This window comes from Bacillus sp. SA1-12, assembly GCF_000981385.1.
GTDB lineage: Bacteria > Bacillota > Bacilli > Bacillales > Bacillaceae > Metabacillus.
Map to the genome: position 1 here is coordinate 104,143 of NZ_LATZ01000007.1, position 17,933 is coordinate 122,075.

Consider the following 17,933-nt stretch of genomic DNA (forward strand, 5'->3'; position numbering starts at 1 on the left):
ATCCCTTATTGAAGTTTGACTTTATCCATACATGCGACTTAATTGGTATTTTGAATAGGCTTCTTGTCTTGTGTCTGACAGCTGAAGTAAAAGTTTAATAGCATCTGGCAAGTATTCATCATATTTTACTTCTAAGATGACCAAGCTGGGTTCTAACACATCTACCATTGGTAAGTGTTTATTGAACATATCTGTATTTTGTAAGCTTGATTGAACCTTTGTATCAAAGGTGACTCGAACGTTTCCATATGGGTACATCAATGCTTCACGTTCATAATCAACCACTGTCTTTGGTTTGATTTGATGATTTTGCATCTCAAAAAATAAATCACGTATAAGGGCTCTTTCGTCTTGTTTCATCCAGAGAATGTCAGTGGTCCGCATTTTTTCAAATTCTGCTCTTGTTATTTGGCATTTTGATTTGTATGTCAAATTATTCCTCTTGCTTTTCCGCTCAAGATTAATGACATGATCGTCCTTCTCATAAATTCGAACACGGTATTTATCCCGATTTAAGAATCCCTCTTTTTTCTCGTTCAAAATTTTATTATCAAAATTATCGAAGTATGTTGAACGAATCAAATATTTCCCATTTGCTCCTGCATTAGCATCTCTTTTCATAAAATGCAGCAGTTTACGGCGGAGCACGTGATATTCTGAAACTGAAATCGCATGTTTCAGTTCTTGACGACCTTTCGGATTAAATGAGGTCTGAATCGGCATTTTCCTTTCCTCCTTTTCCATCACATTTATAAACCTCCTTTGTTTGGAGATATATAATCAATGATTGACTAGTACATTAGCTAGTCTAAAAGGGGTATGTGTCAGGAAGATGTCAAGTAAAGTTTTTGTAAATTAAATTTGGAGAGTGTAAACGTTCATTGGATGGAAAAAAGAGAGAAAAGGAAATGGATGCCCCATTTCCTCGTTATTTTTAGTGCACATTGACGTTTTGTTCTTTCAATACGCGTACAACGATTTGCCCGATTTGCTTGCCTAATCTTAACCCTTCATCATTGTCTGCTTTAAAATGGACACCAGCGTACAAACGTGAGAGGGCACAACTTTCCATTTTCTTTTTAATATTTGCTGCTTCTTGTGGAAAAAAATAACTTAGGACCGATTCAGCACATCCTGCAACAGTGGCGTGTGCTGAAGGGTAGGCCGGAAAACGCGGTGTTGTCAGTACAGGTGATAGATTCCTCCCATATTGATTCGGTCTTGCCATATCCCAGAGATATTTAAAATGCCACGACATCACAAAGGCATCATTAACAGCAGCGTGAAAATATCCAAGTATTCTGGCAATATAAGGTGAGCTTAACCGGTATTTTTTCGCAAGGCTGAAAATCATCGGTGTCATGTTTTCCGTTGCTTCCTCCATTCCCCAGTATTGTGCGAGGCGTATTTGCTGAGGTGTTAACGATGATAAGGTTTGTTCAACAATTGATAATTCCATTCCCCAATTTATTTCAAGAGGATGTTTAATTTGCCAAGTAATTTGTTGCCGAAAAGGATCAAGGAATGCATTGTTTCCATGTCTTCTAATAAAAAACATTGGATAATAAGCGGGTGCCGGATAAGGCTTTGGCGGGGTTTGCTCACCTTGATAAGGATATTCTGACCATCTTCGATAATTTGTCCTCATAATAACCAGCCCCTTCAGTTTTGCTCCTTATTCCTTATGAAAAGGGGGAGGATAATATAACATAAACAATCATGTTCATTCCCCATGTTTTACAAATCCCCAAGTTTTGCTATCCCAAGCTTTGCGGCAATATCTTCTTTTTTAATGAACATACAGTTATAATGAAGTCAGCTAGATTTTTACTAATAGAAAGGAAAAGATTGATGAGTCAAGATAAATTAAAAAATCATAAACATACAGGAGAATCAAGTACAGGAAAAGTATTATGGCAGTTAACCCGTCCTCATACATTAACAGCTTCATTTGTACCAGTCTTAATAGGGACTGTCTTAGCGATGTTTTATGCGGAGATAGATATTTTGCTTTTTATGGCGATGCTTTTTTCTTGTCTTTTTATTCAAATTGCTACGAATTTATTTAATGAGTATTATGACTTTAAACGCGGGCTTGATACGGAAGACTCAGTCGGAATTGGGGGAGCTATCGTCCGTCACGGAATGCAGCCAAAGACCGTGTTGCAATTAGCGTTAGCTTCATATGGTATTGCATTATTGCTCGGCATCTATATTTGCAGCAATAGCAGCTGGTGGTTAGCTCTGATTGGACTTGGAGGTATGGCGATAGGATACCTGTACACAGGTGGGCCATATCCGATTGCCTATACACCATTTGGAGAACTATTTGCAGGGATTTGCATGGGTTCATTTTTCGTATTGATTTCTTTCTTTATTCAAACAGGTATGATTAATACACAAAGTATTTTAATATCCATTCCGATTGCGATTCTTGTAGGTGCCATCAATCTCTCGAACAACATTCGTGATATAGAAGAAGATATAAAAGGCGGACGCAAGACTTTAGCTATTTTAATGGGGCAGAAAAGAGCGATTTATTTCTTGGCATTTTTATTTGTGCTGGCGTATGTATGGATCACAGGATTAGTAATTACTACCGGTATAAGCCCATGGCTGTTTCTTATTTTCCTGAGTATTCCAAAACCGATTCAAGCCATAAAGGGGTTTGTACGCAGAGATAATCCTTTAAATATGGTGATGGCGATGAAAGCAACTGGCCAAACAAACACCATTTTCGGCTTTCTGCTTTCAATAGGTTTATTTATTAGTTATCTTTTTTAATGTTATCCATTCAACCTAAATGATAGGGGAAATCAGATGGAAACTAGCTTAAAACAACATCTGCTTGAACTTGAAGAAAAGTTGTTGATGCCTGAAATACGTTCGTCAAGGGATGAACTAAAAAAATTGCTCGGCGAAACCTTTTTTGAAATTGGGAGCTCTGGCAGAGTTTTGTACAAAAATGAGGAGATTCATGCAGAGGGAATAGGCCTGGTTAAGATGAGGTTGAGTGATTTTGAAATCCATCCATTATCTGAAGAGATCGTGTTAACCACCTATCGAATCTTTAATGAAGAAACCAAACACCATACATTGCGCAGTTCAATCTGGAAATGGATAAATGGCAGCTGGCAAATGGTTTTTCATCAAGGGACAAAAACCGAATAGCCGCTATGACACTCCTGTGAATTCTAAATGGGTTATAATGGAATTGACTAAAAAGGGGGGAGCTGCAAATGATCATTGGATTGCATCACGCACAGATTACGATTCCAAAGGGTGCAGAGGCAGAAGGGAAGCATTTTTATTGTCAAATACTAGGATTAAAAGAAGTTGAAAAACCTGACTCTCTTAAAGGAAGAGGAGGTTTTTGGCTGCAAGTCGGAAATCTGGAGGTCCATGTAGGAACAGAGGAAGGCTTTGATCGCTTCTCAACAAAAGCTCATTTAGCCTACGAAGTAGAAAATGTGTCCTATTGGAGAAGAGTATTAGAGAAACATCAAATAGAAATAATAGAATCTGTCCCGATCCCTGATTATGAACGATTTGAGTTTAGAGACCCTTTTGGTAACCGAGTAGAGATGATAAAAAATATAAAGTGAAATAGTCAAAAAGAGCGCCGAACATCTTTCGGCGCTCTTTTCCTATTTTCTGCTAATTGTTATTTCCTTAAATAAGGAAGAGGAATTGTAAATGCTGTTCCTTCACCAGCCAGTCTGTTGATCAAACGCAAAGCGTAGGTGGGTCTACCCGAGACAGTTCGCTGTGAACAGAAGGAGCGGAAAGCAGTTTAACATTTAAAGCAAAACGCGTTCCACCTTAAGCGGATGAAGTGCTTTTGTCTGATTCAGATAAATAAAAGCATCATACCGTTTCGACATAACTGAAGGTACGTAATTTCCAAAATGTTCGTGGGCTGGGTGATAAACAACGCCTATGGCACGATGACCGATTTGATGTTGAAAGCAGCGGCGATTTTCATCATTAAAAATGAGTAGTTTATCGTCCGGGCCTGCCTTGTGCATCATATCTTCCCAGCTTCCAGTTTTAGCGGGAGGAACAATCATTCTTTCAAAGTTTACTCCCCATTCATCTGCTGCAATGACCGTTCCGCGATGAGTACCGAAACCAACAATGAATAACTTGTCATGTCCGTATTGTTCTCTTAATAATTGGCCGACGTTCACAATGCCTTCTTCCTTCATATCGGTTGCTCTTGCATCACCGACATGTGTATTATGCTCCCAGATGATTCCTTTAGCTCCCTTGCCGTAAAAATCAGCTATTTTCTGAATCACCTCGACCATGTGACGATCCCTGATATTCCAAGACTCATTATCATTTACAACCATCGTACGATAATAATTTTCGGCATTTGCGGTAATGAGCCCATTTACTTCCAGACTAAGATCCCTTTCATCATGACTAGAGCTAGTATTTTTTGTTAAACAAATATCGGTTAGCAGTTTAATTACCTCGTCATGACATCCCTCACCATAAAAAGCTGCAGATACCGCGTACTTTTCAGACTGTCGATGATATGGTTCAAAACAGGCGAAGGCTTCCTTTGCTTGTTTAATCAGAGGGGAGTTCGTTTTTTCTAAATAGATAATGATCTCATCCATAGACTCCCATAAAGAATAGATATCAATGCCATAAAAGCCGACCATTTTATCCTGGGGCTTATTTTTATTGTATTCTTTTAGCCATTCAATAAGCTTAATCATTTCTTCATTTGCCCACATCCATGTTGGCCAACGATTAAAGGAGTGTAAAACATCCTTGGCATTGGTTGAGGTTTGATCATACCCTTTTATGTAGCGATTCACTTGTTCACAGGCAGGCCAATCCCCTTCGACAGCCAAAAAGTTAAATTCGTTTTCTACAATAAGTTTTTTGGAAAGCTCAGCACGAATTTTATAAAATTCTGAAGTGCCATGTGATGCTTCCCCTAATAAGACATATGTTTGTTCTTGTATTTCTTCCAGTAACGGATTAAAATCATTGGGCTCATGTAATGGTATTGCGTAGTCTTTAATGGCTTCAATTATGGTTTTGTTCATAGTAGATCCCTCTATTTAAGTAATGGTTTAATGTTTAATCATATTGTTTCCTAAAGATCATTGTTTATCAGATGATAAACACTATCGATTTCTTTAAATATGGTTATGCAAATTAATTCAATTTGAAATTTCCATTGTTTTCAAAAAAAGGATATGATATAGTATCATCGTAACTTATTAAAGAAGTTTAATAAGTTCTTATTTAAGGTGGTGAACGTCATGAGTGAGTTATTTGCTACTCCAAAATCGATGAAGAAGGTTATTCTTCGTGGTATTCGTACCACTCTTTTAGAGCTTGGAAGTGCAACAAAGGTTGAACTTAGTGAAAAATTAGGGATTAGTTTCCCGACAATAAGCAAGTTTCTGTCTCAGATGGAAAAGGATGGAGAACTTACTTTAGTTGGTCTCGATGATTCCAGCGGCGGCAGAAGAGCAAAACGATACGCTTACAATCCGGAGTATATGTTAGGTTTGGCGATATTCCTAGAGAGAAAGGAAACAAATTACACAATTTTTAATTGTTTAGGCAAAGTGAAAGAGCAGGGACAAACAAAAAGTGTATTACTTGATGATATTCAAAAATTAACAAGTCATATTGAGGACTTGCTAAAAACATATCCAAAGATCGGTTCAATTGCCATTGGTGTTCCAGGTTCGGTTGATCATGATGGTCGGATTTTTTTCATTCCCGGTTACGAGCAATTTCAAAATGTTGATTTAAAAAAGTACTATGAAGATCATTTTTCGATCCCAGTGGTAGTGGAGAACGATATGAATGCGGCCGTTCTTGGCTATCACAATCGGATGGAAATTGAAAATAATCAATCCCTTATCTATTTATATTTTGGTCAAAATGGACCAGGTGCTGGGATTATGATAAATGGTGACGTGGTGCGAGGAAGCACATTTTTCTCAGGAGAGGTTTCATTCGTTCCTCAATATGACAATCAAAATTTCCTGCAAGCCATGCAAAGAGAAAGTGGATCTAAGCAAGTAACCTTCCTTGAGCAAAAGGAGATTGATGCAATTAGCAGATTAGTCGCTTCATTTGTTGCGATCATTAACCCTCATACCATCATTTTTTGTAAGGATGAGGTGAATCAGGTAATCATCGATCAAATTGCAGCCGGAAGCTCAACTTACATTCCAGTTGAACATCTTCCCGGACTAGCAATGAGTGATTGGAAACAAGACTATCTATTTGGTTTACAAAGTCTTGGGCTGGATCTTCTGATCGCGGGAACAAGCAGATAAACAAGAAGAGAAGTACATCAGAACTCGAAAAAAGAAAGGGGTTTACATATATGGCTACATTCTTTTTAGTCATCATTTATTTGGCGTTCATCAGCTTAGGTTTGCCTGATTCATTGCTGGGAGTCGCTTGGCCTGTGATGCAGCCGGAATTAGGTGTACCACTTGAGACGGCTGGTTTGCTGTTTATGACAATAGCGGGCGGTACGATTATTTCAAGTTTATTAAGCGGTGCAGTACTTAAACGGTTCGGCACAGGCAATGTCACATTTGTCAGCTGTCTCATGACTGCGGTCGCCCTTTTGGGATTTACGCTTGCACCATCCCTTTTTTGGCTAATTGTATGTGCGATACCACTTGGACTGGGGGCAGGCTCGGTTGATGCTGGGTTAAACAATTATGTTGCCACTCATTATAAAGCACATCATATGAGTTGGCTTCATTGTTTCTGGGGAGTAGGAGCAACTCTTGGTCCAATAATAATGGCCCAGTTTATCTCAGGGCAAAATGCTTGGAGAAATGGCTATCTTACTATTGCGTGTATTCAGTTTGCATTAGTTGTCATTCTTCTTTTCACTTTGCCTTTATGGAAAAAAGTCGCAAGCAAAAGCGGTGCTACATTAAATGAAGAGAAAGTGGATCCAAACAGTGATTATGTTAAAACCGTTAAACCTTTGCAAATAAATGGAGTTAAGCTGGCTCTTATTTCCTTCTTGTTTTATTGTGGAGTTGAATCCACAATGGGCCTATGGGGAAGCAGCTTTCTTGTGAATGTAAAGGGATTACACGCAGAAGCAGCAGCACAATGGGTTTCCCTTTATTATGGAGGAATCACGATCGGGCGGTTAATAACAGGCTTTATTACGTTAAAGGTTAGCAATCGAACGCTCATTCGTTTAGGGCAAATATTGGCTTTAAGCGGATCAGCACTTTTGGTTTTACCATTGCCATCAAGCTTTTCGCTTGTAGGCTTTATTATGATTGGATTAGGCTTAGCCCCAATCTTCCCGTGCATGTTGCATGAAACACCAGCGCGTTTTGGAAAAGAGCATTCTCAAACCATTATGGGGTACCAAATGGCTGTTGCCTATACAGGCAGTACATTCCTGCCTCCTCTGCTTGGATACATGGCATCGCACGTAACAATAGGAATCTTCCCGTTCTTTATTGTTATTTCTGTCGCAATGATGCTGTTTGTCTCGGAAAGATTGAATGTTCTTATGAGCAAAAGAAGTTTTGTCGGGGAGAATCATAAAAAATCTATTGGACTATGAATCAATTTATTAATTTTACTTTAACGAAATTATTTTAGTAGGAGTTATTTAGATAACATACAAAATTGAATGAAAGTTAATTGCCAATTTGTTCCTTAATAAATGTATACTAGAACAAAGTAACCTCAAGTAAAGGAAAGATAACTGTTTTTTTAAATATAGCTCAGCTTTCAATACACCACTGCAGTTTGTTTAGCAGGGGGATCACGATTTCAATGATATCGCTTGGGATGCTATTTTTGGTCCAATTTCAGATATGTTAAGAATAGCATGGTTTCTTTTGGACAGGATTACTGATTATCGTCCTATCGGTAGAGGCAGGGTCTTACTTAAAACTGGAAAGCCTGTATTGAAGGAGCACCAATTAGACAGTAAATGAAATGAAGGGGTGACCTCAGATTGAATCCATTGTTTATTGATGTCCCGGAAAAAATTGAAACAGAACGATTACTCATTCGGATGCCAAGGCCTGGGGACGGTCCTGCGGTATATCGCGCGATTCAAGCGTCTTTGAATGAATTAAAGCCTTGGATGCCATTTGCCCATTACGAACAGACGGAAAAGGATGTAGAACTTAATATTAGAGAAGCATATATTAATTTTTTAAAAAGAGACGATTTGCGACTGCTTGTCTTCTTAAAAGAATCAGGAGCATTTGTGGCTTCATCTGGATTACATCGAATCAATTGGTCCATTCCTAAATTTGAAATCGGATACTGGATTGATACTCGATATAGCGGAAAGGGCTATATGACCGAGGCGGTTCAGGGAATTACTGATCTGGCATTTCATCAATTACAGGCAAGAAGGCTAGAAATACGCTGTGATTCAAATAACGTAAAAAGCAGAGCGATACCAGAAAAATTAGGTTTTTCATTAGAAGGAATATTAAAAAACGACGGAATATCACCCGCAACGAAGGAATTAAGAGATACTTGTGTTTTTGCGAAATATAAGGGATAGATTAAGAGGCTTTTAACAGAAAAGAACAGCTTTAATGGGTCTTCTAAAGAAGATCCTTTTTTAATAGATTCATTCACTTTATAGAAATTGAAAAAAATAGATAGGAAGGAGGATGGTGCAATATGGTAAAATAGAAGGAATAATAAAGGAGGAATGAAATGTTGACTCTTTTGAAAATAGCACTGGGCGGGAGTTAATGTAGGGGATGTTCTCTTTCAATTAGCAATTTTTTATAATGATTGGGATTCCTTTCGTTCTTAAAGTTATGGTTATTATATTAAATAAACGAAAAAAACGTTTAATCTGCATAGAGGAAAAATTAGATCAATTACAAGAGGAAAAGAAAAATTCATAGCTTTTCCTTTAAATTTTACTTGTTTTTATTTTAAAATAGTAATGTAGCCAAAGGAATTCAGAGGGGAAGTTCAAACGTGAAAAAAGGTATTCTTGGAGTTTTTTGTGGTGCCATCATTATTGGAATTTTATTTCTTATTAATATAAATACGCCTTCTCAAGAAACAGAAGGCCCCAATACATTGGAGGAAAGTGCTCCAGCAGAAGTTGAAACAATTGCTGAACCTGAAGTTGAAGAAATCGACAGCGAAAATGACAAAGAGGAACGAGAAACGGATTTAAAAGAATTGGTAGAAAATCAATTTGAATATTTTGATTCGCATGTAAATGGCAATTATTTTCGAAATGCGAGAAGAAACGGTCCTGACGGAAATTACTCTGACGGCTGGGTGACAGCGAAAGTTGCAGATGAGCTTCAACAACGTGCTGCTGAGATTGATAAATTTTTACCAGAAGAGATTTCATCAACCGATTCCACCTCTCAGGATTTGTTAAATGTGTTAATAAGAATCAATCAAGCTGCTAGTCTAACAGAAAGCCAAAAAAATGTATATCATATTTATAGAACCCTATACAATCTGCATGTTTCGCTAAATGGTTATGAACTGGAGGAAGGAAAATTTGATCCAGAGGAAGATTGGGGACAGGTTTTTGATGAGGACATTGATCAAACGGTGAAAACGGAAGCCGAATTGAGAATGGAAACGGCAGAAGAAGAAACGGAATAAACTGTATGAGGCAGTAAAAAAGAACGTCAGGAATGGCGTTCTTTTATTTTTACAAAGGTGGTTTATGAAAATATGTAAATGAAAGTAAAAATGTAATGTTTACATTACATTTGAAATCTCATATAATGGAAATGTAAGGTGTACATTACATTTGAAGGTGGGAAGAGATGAAGCATGGTGTTCGAAACAGTGTGAAAGATTACAGACAGTTACGAGGATTTACACAGGATCATTTAGCTGAACTTATTGAAGTAACGAGACAAACCATTATTGCAATAGAAAAGCAACGATATGAACCGTCCATTGGAACAGCCATTAAATTGGCAGCTGTACTAGGTTGTCCGGTTGAAACATTATTTTGGATTGAAGGAGATGTATTATGATGAATATGAAGTATAAAACATATTTTATTTTTCAGTCGATGATTCCCTTGATATTGTTTGGTGTCTACTTTATAAATTCTAGATCAAATTTAACATTAATCATTGCGATCTTAGCTGTTGTCCGGTTAATTTCTCTAGGGGTTAACATACATAAAGAAAACTTGTGGAACTCCATAAATCGCCAGCATGATCAACGAACTCGTTCAAATGCCTATTTTGCTGGCTATATCTCATTCTGGAGTATGTTGATTTGTTTACTTATTGGAGCTATTCTTATTAAAAACTCAATCATTGTATATGATTATTTACAATTAATTGTTTTTACCTTTATGCTTGGGATCATGATGATGCTGGTTGTAAGAGATTATATGAATTTAAGGGAGTAGAAGGGAACAACCAAAAAAGTAAAGTGGAATAGGGGAATTTATACATGAAGATGCTACGTGTAATTTCGGCATTGCCAATGAGAAATTTACAGGAAAGTATTTCGTGTAAAGCTTGGTCTTACTCTCGGGTACTAGGAGGAAGGTTTTGCTGTTCTGTTTTTTTAAGAGTACCGGCTACTTCATCTTTGGGGAGCCAATGATAAAAGCTGGAGAACGCGAGTAACAAAGAGGAGCCGGTCTGTTCAGGTACCGAATCGTTTATAGCTGGAACAGCCAGCTGCCAAATTGAGGTGGAAGGCGTGATGCACTGTATCAACGTATTTAACCTAGGAATTTTACACCCGAATGCAAAGCTTAGAGACCAATGGTGGGGCTCTAAGCGAATTAGGGTTAACGGATCCTGACAATAACTTGATTGTATTTTATGATGATTTATAAAGTGATCGGGTACAATCATATATTTAATAAAGAATTTCGTTAAAGGAGTATAGCCCCTTGAAAAACACGAAGTCTGAACACAAAGATATTAAGATTGTCTGTCCGGAAGATTGCGGAAATGCCCCTAAAAAAATCGTTCTTAAGGATTTCATCATCGCTTTAGCAAAAAAAGATGTAAGCTTTATCTTTGAAAATCTTTCAGATGATGTTCAATGGAATAAAATTGGTCGTGAAAAAATCCAAGGGAAGGACCAATTTGCCGATTACCTGCAGCATATGAAAGATAGAGCTGTAAGGGAAGTGCAAATTAGCAACATCATCACCCATGGGCGGAACGGAGCTGTTAACGGTACGATTCTTTTAGAAGATAATAGAAGATTGGAATTCTGTGAGGTGTACATGTTCACAAGTGCAGGAAAAAATTCGAAAATAAAAGAAATCACATCGTATGTGATTGAAATAGAATAATGAGAATCTAGAACTTGAGACTTTATGGATAAGCGATTTACTAATGAAAAATCCACAGCATGTTTTTACCATGTTGTTTTTTTTTGAAAAAAATTCAATGCTAGAATGATATTGACAAACTATTATTTAGATTGTATATTAATTTATAAGTTAACTTAGTAGACAAGTAGTTAAGATTAAAAGATGATGAGAAGGACAGTAAACATTTCAATAACTAGATTTTTTAAAATGGAGAGATTAGTTTATCCAGAAAATTTGTTAAAGAAAATGAAAGCGCAAACAGGTTAATGGCTTTAAAAAAGAAATAATGAAGAGTCAGGTAATAGGTAAAAGGTTTTCGAAAATTCAGAAACCAATTTCAAGTGAAATGTAAAGGGTTTCTAGAACGTTTATTAAATGGCAATAAGGAGGAATTACGTTGGATTATATTGCATTAGAGCAGTCCACGACTAAAAAAGTTACATTAAGATTGATTCCATTTCTTTTTCTATGTTTTACAATATCGATATTAGATAGAGTAAATATTGGTTTTGCTGCCCTAAGTATGAATGAGGATTTAGGCTTTTCTAATGCTGTTTATGGGTTTGGAGCAGGGATTTTCTTTCTCGGTTACTTTTTGTTAGAAGTGCCGGGAAGTGCGATGATGACAAAAATTGGGGCAAGGAAATGGATCAGCCGAATCATGGTTACATGGGCAATCATTGCGATCTTGATGGCATTTGTACAAAATCCAATTCAATTTTATGTTGCACGCTTTCTATTAGGTGTTGCTGAGGCAAGCTTTTATCCGTGTATGATTTATTATTTAAGCGGTTTCTATCAAACGAAACATCATGCAAAGGCGATTGCAGGTTTTATGTTAGCGATACCCGGAGCTAATGCTATAGGTGCCCCGCTTTCCACTTTCTTGCTGGAAATTGACTGGTTAGGAATGGCTGGTTGGCAATGGTTATTTATTTTGCAAGCGATTCCAGCTGTAATATTAGGGGTAATCTGTTATTTTTATCTTGATGATAAACTTGAAGATTTAAAATGGTTGACCAAGGAAGAAAAAGAATGGTTAATTAACGTTACAACAAAAGAAAGACTTGAAAAACAACAAGTAAAACATTACACATTCTTTCAGGCTTTAAAGGACCGTGACGTCTTAGTTTTATCTTTAGGCTATTTTTGTTGGATGATGGGTTACTATGGAATAAATATGTTTTTACCAACGATTTCACAAGGTTTATCAGAGACGACATCTCTTAGCACTCAAGGAATGGGATGGATTTTAGGGCTTATGTATGTTTGTGCAATGGTAACCATGATTTTTGTTGGTAATCACTCCGATAAAAAGAATGAAAGACGCTGGCATGTTGCAATCTGTTTAGCAACAAGTGCCATTGCGATGATTATTAGCAGCTATGTATCAAATACAAGCATTGTCTTATCATTTATCTTTTTAACTATTTCATTATGCGGTGCATTTGGAGCATATTCTCCATTTTGGGCTATTCCGCCATCCTTCTTAACGGGAGCTGCAGCAGGAGGAGCGATTGCGCTGATCAACAGTATCGGAAATCTAGGTGGGTTTTTTGGACCATATATAGTGGGGTATATTAAGGATATGACAGGCTCGTTTACGATCAGTATGATTTTCTTAGGTATCAGTATGATTATAAGTTCTAGCATTATCGTTTTCTTTGTAAAACAGACGGGAAAGGCTGTAATACAGAAGGATGTATTTAAGAAGACTAGTTAAGAAAAGCGAAAAGAGTTCCAGCCCTTTCGTTTAAAAAAACGTTGGAACTTCTTTGTTTTAATTCATTGAATTTAATGGATAGAGTTCTTATTAGTACTAAATTAGACAATATTTTCTCACTTAACTTGGTAGACAAGTACGTAAGTGTACAATAAGGAGGTAGACAGATGGGTACATTAATTTGCAAGGATTGTAACTCAACATTTGACTATTTTGAAGACGATAAGGTAACGGTTCTATATTCGAAGTGTGAGTGCTGTGAAAATAAGGGAGAGAATGGCGGGGAAAATGCTTCAAAGTAAAAAACTTTTAGTGCCTAAGCTCAATATGGCTGTCAAATATAGCATTTTTGGCATCAGATGGGAAGAAATTGACATAAATGGCGGTTCACATTTGGCTTAATATGAACTCTTCTTGTTTTAAAGGCAAACCGTATTAGGTTTGCCTTTCTATTATTTTTTAGATAATTTGATTAGACCATTAATTTGTTATATCTCTCACCCTAGCTTCAGATCAGAGATTGGAAGATCAAAAAATTTTTACATGAAAAACAAATATGTTTGTAGCAAGCTTTTGAATTCTAGCAGCTTTTCTAGCCGGTTTATTGCCTTTTTAATTGGAAAAGTTTATAATAAAATGTGTTTTACATAGTTTGGTTTTATAAAGAATAATTGTTGAGAGAAGTGATTATTATCAGCTTTAATCGAGTTTCCAGTAATAAATTATACATACAAATTTATAATCAAATTCTTTCAGAAATCCAGTCAGGTTCCTTTAAGGTTGGCGATAAATTACCTGCAGAAAGAGAGCTTTGCGAACAGTTCGGGGTCAGCCGGGCTCCCGTTAGACAAGCTTTAAGTGCTCTTGAACTGAATGGGGTTATTTATTCGCGTCAAGGGGAAGGGGTATATGTTAAAAATACTCAAGTCACGACTAGCCATTCTCAATCAGCTATAATAATGGATTCAATCTCACCTGAGGATATTGTTGAAGCTAGAATGAATATAGAGCCTTTAATCATTAAATATGCTGCTGTAAGAGCTACTGAAGAAGATATTCAGGAACTTCGCTCGACAATTAAAAAAATGGAAGAGGAAACAAATGCTGGCATCTATGTTCCTGAAACAGATGAAGAACTTCACAGAGGTATCGCTAAGGCTACACATAATGATTTATTTATTAAAATGATGGAAGCTATAAGTAACGCGATGAAACAACAGGAAATGTGGCAATTTATTCGTGATCGTACAGTGACTCGACCAGATTATAGAGAAGTCAATTTTAAAGAACATAAATTGATTATTAAGGCTATAGAAGAACATAATGAGAAAGAAGCTGTGGAAAGAATGACTTCCCACATGCAAAATTTATATGATAGATATTGGAAAGAATAACAGAGATAGCTTTTATGCGTGATTCCCTCGATTCTGAGGCTTTCACTATAATGGTAAAAAAAGATGGAATTTATGGGGATGTGGATACCTTGGTAAATTCCTTTTTATTTTGGTGAAAAATAAGGAACTAAGAAGAATGTAAGAATAGTAATAAAAACTTTTCCTGTTAAGTGTGTATAAATTGTTAGCCTACAAGTGATCAAGATCTTGATTAAGAAATGGAATTTTGTTTTGCTTTCAAAGTGTTAAAGATGAGAATTAAAGGCTTCAATATGAACCAATAAATCATCATTATTTTACTTCTTTAATGCGGTGAATTATGAGCTTATTAATGTAGGTAGAAAATAATCATTTTTATTTTAAATATTCCTTGACTGGAATATTCCGCTTGAGGTATATTAAACACATGGAAAAAATATTGAGTGCTCTTGCCGAAACGAACCGCTTACACATTATGGAACTCTTGCGTGATGGCCCACTTACAGTTGGGGAAATCGCCGATAAACTTCGGCTTCGCCAGCCTCAAGTTTCCAAGCATCTCCGCGTTCTTAGTGAAGCTGACTTAGTCGAGGTACATCCTGTTGCTAATCGGCGAATCTACCAGCTTAAGACACAACCACTCAGAGAGCTTGATATATGGCTGAATTCATTCCGACAATTATGGGATGATCGATTCGATCGATTAGATGACTATCTTCTGCAGCTCCAAAGAAATGAAATGAATGATGACGTATAAATGGTCGTCCTTTGGAGTAGTTGCGGTCCAGTTCCAAACCTTATGGAGGAGGCTGTTTTGTTTTACTTCAATTAAAGAAAAGTAAACTGGGAGGAATGAAAATGTCCATGAACAATGCAACAAACAGTGTGACAAAGAAGGTAGAAGGACAGGATCTTATCATCGAGAGAATCTTCAATGCACCGCGAGATCTTGTTTTTAAAGCATTCTCGGAATCTGAACATTTAGAGAACTGGTGGGGCCCTAAAGGGTGGAAAACAGAAAATCGAACATTTGAGTTTAAGCCCAACGGTGTTTGGCATTATTGCATGACATGCATCGATCCAAATCAAGGTGATTTTTATGGCCAGGAATCCTGGGGCAAAGCTGTTTACCGTGAAATAATTGTACCTGAGAAGATCGTTTATACAGATTGGTTTGCAGATAAAGAAGGAAATATTGCCGAAGGAATGCCGGGGATGCTGATTACCGTAGATTTTGTGGAGCAAGAAGGAAATACAAAGGTTATCACGCGTTCGCAGTTTGAGTCAGAGGCATCACTTCAGAAAGTATTGGAAATGGGTGTAGTCGAAGGCGTTTCGTCACAATATGAATGCCTTGATGAGCATTTAGAAAACCTTCAACAAGGGTAACGGTTCTAACCCCTATAGTAAGAGGCTGATTTCTCAGAGAAAATCGGGATCAGCCTCTTGTATTATTCTAATTTCTAACTCCTTCTCTCCAAAACCAAAATCTCCCCGTCCTCAATCTGCATTCCTACTATTGTTCCCGGCTGATCTTGTGGTATACTTACCTACGGTGAAATGAATGAAATGGAGGATTTCAGTGGGAAAACAATTGAGCAAACAACAACAAAAAGCACAGGTTGTCCCGTTTCTCCAAGATGGACAATATTATTATCATAAAGGCCTAAAGGCATATCGAGAACAAAACCTTCAAAAAGCAAGCAAATATTTGGAAAAGGCAATTGAGTTAGATCCAAAGGACTCTGTTAAGCTATCCCAGCTCGCAACTATTTATACAGATATGGGAAAGTACAGCCAATCAAATGAATTGCTTTCCTATATACTTGATGAAGTTGATAAAGACATGAATGAGTGTCACTACTTTATGGCAAACAATTACGCACATCTTGGATTATTTCAGGAAGCATACAAGTGTGCAACTGAATATGCAAATAAGGAACCATTTGGTGAATTTACAATAGAAAATGAGGATCTCATTGAGCTTCTTACAATGGAAGATGATGATGAAGATCCATTCTTAAAAGATCCTGATGATTTAATTTTAAAACAGGATGCAGCAAAGTCACTCCTCGAAAGCAGCCAATTTGAAGAGGCAATTTTATTGCTTGAAGAAATTGTCGCAGAATACCCTGAATTTTGGTCTGCCCATAATAATTTATCGCTGGCCTATTTTTATGTTGGAGAGGTTGATAAGGCGAAGGAATATTTACAAACAGTCCTGCAGCGCAATCCTGGTAATCTTCATGCCTACTGCAATTTATTAGTTTTTTATTATTATGAACGCCAGGATGATAAAGTGGATGAGCTTGCAAATGTGCTGTCCTCAGTCCATCCGCTGTTATATGAGCACCGCTATAAGCTTGGTGCAACCTTCGCATTAGTTGGGTATTATCCTCTCGCATATAAATGGCTTCGATCCCTCTATAAGCAAGGCTTTGAAGGGGATGATACCTTTTATTATTGGCTGTCCTATGCCGCTTATTTTACCGGTCATATTACGTTTGCAGAGCAAATGTGGGAACGGGTTCTTAAAGAAAATAAGAGCAAGGCCGGGTCTGAGCCGTGGAACCATCAAGGGGAACATAGTGAACAGCGTATGAAAAGTTTGACACTTGAAGAAAGACTATATGCTGTATTCCTTGCTGTGCAAACAAATAATGAAGACCAAATTCTTGGCTATAAAAAAGCGAATGTTCCTCAATCTCAATTGGAAAAGGAATTTATTGAGATGGCATTGTCAAAGGATTATGCTTCCTATGATAACATAGCCTCAATTTATCATATCGCAAATGAATTATTTGTTCATGAAGAGGATGATGAGCTCTTCTTATTTGTTTTTCGTACTCTTGTCAGAGCGTTTAAAAAAGGATATTCATTGAAAAATCGTCCAGGCTGGGCCGCAGCACTGTATTATAACTGGAGACACAAGCAGAACCAATCTGTTAGCCAAACCAATGTTGCAGATATGTATCGAGTTTCAACTTCAACGATTGGGAAATATATAAAATATGTGAGAGAGTTAGCGGATTAAGGAGCTTGGGCTTTTGGTGTTTTTAGAAACGATAAAAATGCTCGGTACTGAGTATAAGCGCTTCGACATCCAGCTGCAGCGCCTAGCTCCTCGAGTCATAAGCCAATTTAGAATTGAAGGAAAAAAACGCCTTCTATTCTAAATCGTCTTATGCTTGTCGGAGCTGTTCGAGGCGCTTCCGCTTTTCTTAAATGTTAAGAAAGATAAAATTTGAACTTAGTGTCGGTTTCTAGCTCCAGGCACCATCGGCTCGAGTCATAAGTCAAATAGGAATTGAAGGTAAAGAACACCTTCTATTCCTATTCGCCTTATGCTTGTCGCCGATAAGCGGGCGCCTTCCGCTTTTAGTTTGAGCAAAAAAATGGCAAGATTCGTTTTAATTTTATAGGATGTTTGTAGGGTAAACTAAAAGAAGACGAAGTACGAATGATGGTGCCGATTTGAAGATGAGTTTGATTGATGTCTTCTTAA

Annotated in this window: 20 protein-coding genes and 1 pseudogene; 18 read left to right on the plus strand and 3 right to left on the minus strand. The window is 37.2% G+C overall.

Annotated elements, in window-relative coordinates:
• Positions 1-21: 21 nt before the first annotated feature.
• Positions 22-723: a polyphosphate polymerase domain-containing protein gene (locus WQ54_RS06985; protein WP_046514172.1), complete on the minus strand. Its 702-nt coding sequence runs from the start codon at positions 721-723 to the stop codon at positions 22-24.
• 211 nt (positions 724-934) lie between these two features.
• Positions 935-1,648 (minus strand): vanadium-dependent haloperoxidase, encoded by a 714-nt coding sequence (locus WQ54_RS06990; RefSeq protein ID WP_046514014.1) that lies wholly within the window; start codon positions 1,646-1,648, stop codon positions 935-937.
• Positions 1,649-1,851: 203 nt separating this feature from the next.
• Between WQ54_RS06990 and WQ54_RS06995 the strand changes: the two genes are divergently transcribed.
• The 3 genes from WQ54_RS06995 to WQ54_RS07005 all read left to right on the plus strand — a co-directional run bounded on the left by WQ54_RS06995 (position 1,852) and on the right by WQ54_RS07005 (position 3,605).
• Positions 1,852-2,784 (plus strand): 1,4-dihydroxy-2-naphthoate polyprenyltransferase, encoded by a 933-nt coding sequence (locus WQ54_RS06995; RefSeq protein WP_046514017.1) that lies wholly within the window; start codon positions 1,852-1,854, stop codon positions 2,782-2,784.
• 36 nt (positions 2,785-2,820) lie between these two features.
• Positions 2,821-3,171 (plus strand): DUF4440 domain-containing protein, encoded by a 351-nt coding sequence (locus WQ54_RS07000; protein WP_046514020.1) that lies wholly within the window; start codon positions 2,821-2,823, stop codon positions 3,169-3,171.
• A gap of 68 nt (positions 3,172-3,239) precedes the next feature.
• Positions 3,240-3,605: a VOC family protein gene (locus WQ54_RS07005; protein WP_046514022.1), complete on the plus strand. Its 366-nt coding sequence runs from the start codon at positions 3,240-3,242 to the stop codon at positions 3,603-3,605.
• Positions 3,606-3,800: 195 nt separating this feature from the next.
• Here WQ54_RS07005 and WQ54_RS07010 read toward each other — a convergent pair whose 3' ends face one another.
• Complete coding sequence (locus WQ54_RS07010) at positions 3,801-5,066, minus strand: erythromycin esterase family protein (RefSeq protein ID WP_046514025.1); 1,266 nt, start codon at positions 5,064-5,066, stop codon at positions 3,801-3,803.
• A gap of 219 nt (positions 5,067-5,285) precedes the next feature.
• Between WQ54_RS07010 and WQ54_RS07015 the strand changes: the two genes are divergently transcribed.
• The 15 genes and pseudogenes from WQ54_RS07015 (at position 5,286) to WQ54_RS35220 (ending at position 17,604) form a co-directional block, all read left to right on the plus strand.
• Positions 5,286-6,320, plus strand: coding sequence for an ROK family transcriptional regulator (locus WQ54_RS07015; protein WP_046514028.1), 1,035 nt, complete (start codon positions 5,286-5,288; stop codon positions 6,318-6,320).
• Positions 6,321-6,370: 50 nt separating this feature from the next.
• The gene (locus WQ54_RS07020) at positions 6,371-7,591 is read left to right on the plus strand and encodes a sugar MFS transporter (RefSeq protein ID WP_046514031.1); all 1,221 of its coding nucleotides are present in this window, start codon (positions 6,371-6,373) and stop codon (positions 7,589-7,591) included.
• Between the two features lie 399 nt (positions 7,592-7,990).
• Entirely contained in the window at positions 7,991-8,554 is a 564-nt protein-coding gene (locus WQ54_RS07025) for a GNAT family N-acetyltransferase (protein WP_046514033.1), read from the plus strand.
• A 431-nt stretch (positions 8,555-8,985) separates the two neighbouring features.
• A complete protein-coding gene (locus WQ54_RS07030) occupies positions 8,986-9,636 on the plus strand; it encodes a hypothetical protein (RefSeq protein WP_046514036.1) in 651 nt (216 codons plus the stop codon).
• A gap of 167 nt (positions 9,637-9,803) precedes the next feature.
• Complete coding sequence (locus WQ54_RS07035; RefSeq protein WP_046514039.1) at positions 9,804-10,019, plus strand: helix-turn-helix transcriptional regulator; 216 nt, start codon at positions 9,804-9,806, stop codon at positions 10,017-10,019.
• Positions 10,016-10,405 carry a hypothetical protein gene (locus WQ54_RS07040; RefSeq protein ID WP_046514042.1) on the plus strand — a complete coding sequence of 130 codons (390 nt, stop codon included), beginning with the start codon at positions 10,016-10,018 and terminating at the stop codon, positions 10,403-10,405. The genes WQ54_RS07035 and WQ54_RS07040 overlap by 4 nt, the downstream gene beginning before the upstream one ends.
• Positions 10,406-10,449: 44 nt before the next feature.
• Positions 10,450-10,843, plus strand: a pseudogene (locus WQ54_RS34225) (hypothetical protein).
• 57 nt (positions 10,844-10,900) lie between these two features.
• A complete protein-coding gene (locus WQ54_RS07045; protein ID WP_046514045.1) occupies positions 10,901-11,311 on the plus strand; it encodes a nuclear transport factor 2 family protein in 411 nt (136 codons plus the stop codon).
• A 418-nt stretch (positions 11,312-11,729) separates the two neighbouring features.
• The gene (locus WQ54_RS07050) at positions 11,730-13,055 is read left to right on the plus strand and encodes an MFS transporter (RefSeq protein WP_046514047.1); all 1,326 of its coding nucleotides are present in this window, start codon (positions 11,730-11,732) and stop codon (positions 13,053-13,055) included.
• Between the two features lie 167 nt (positions 13,056-13,222).
• A complete protein-coding gene (locus WQ54_RS07055; RefSeq protein ID WP_046514050.1) occupies positions 13,223-13,357 on the plus strand; it encodes a GapA-binding peptide SR1P in 135 nt (44 codons plus the stop codon).
• Positions 13,358-13,738: 381 nt separating this feature from the next.
• Positions 13,739-14,449, plus strand: a complete 711-nt coding sequence (locus tag WQ54_RS07060; RefSeq protein WP_046514173.1) for a FadR/GntR family transcriptional regulator — start codon at positions 13,739-13,741, stop codon at positions 14,447-14,449.
• Between the two features lie 406 nt (positions 14,450-14,855).
• Positions 14,856-15,185 (plus strand): helix-turn-helix transcriptional regulator, encoded by a 330-nt coding sequence (locus WQ54_RS07065; RefSeq protein WP_046514052.1) that lies wholly within the window; start codon positions 14,856-14,858, stop codon positions 15,183-15,185.
• A 101-nt stretch (positions 15,186-15,286) separates the two neighbouring features.
• On the plus strand, positions 15,287-15,817 hold the full coding sequence (locus tag WQ54_RS07070) for an SRPBCC domain-containing protein (protein ID WP_197089559.1): 531 nt from the start codon (positions 15,287-15,289) through the stop codon (positions 15,815-15,817).
• A gap of 193 nt (positions 15,818-16,010) precedes the next feature.
• The gene (locus WQ54_RS07075) at positions 16,011-17,462 is read left to right on the plus strand and encodes a lipopolysaccharide assembly protein LapB (protein WP_046514054.1); all 1,452 of its coding nucleotides are present in this window, start codon (positions 16,011-16,013) and stop codon (positions 17,460-17,462) included.
• A 13-nt stretch (positions 17,463-17,475) separates the two neighbouring features.
• Positions 17,476-17,604: a hypothetical protein gene (locus tag WQ54_RS35220; RefSeq protein ID WP_269431554.1), complete on the plus strand. Its 129-nt coding sequence runs from the start codon at positions 17,476-17,478 to the stop codon at positions 17,602-17,604.
• Positions 17,605-17,933: the final 329 nt, after the last annotated feature.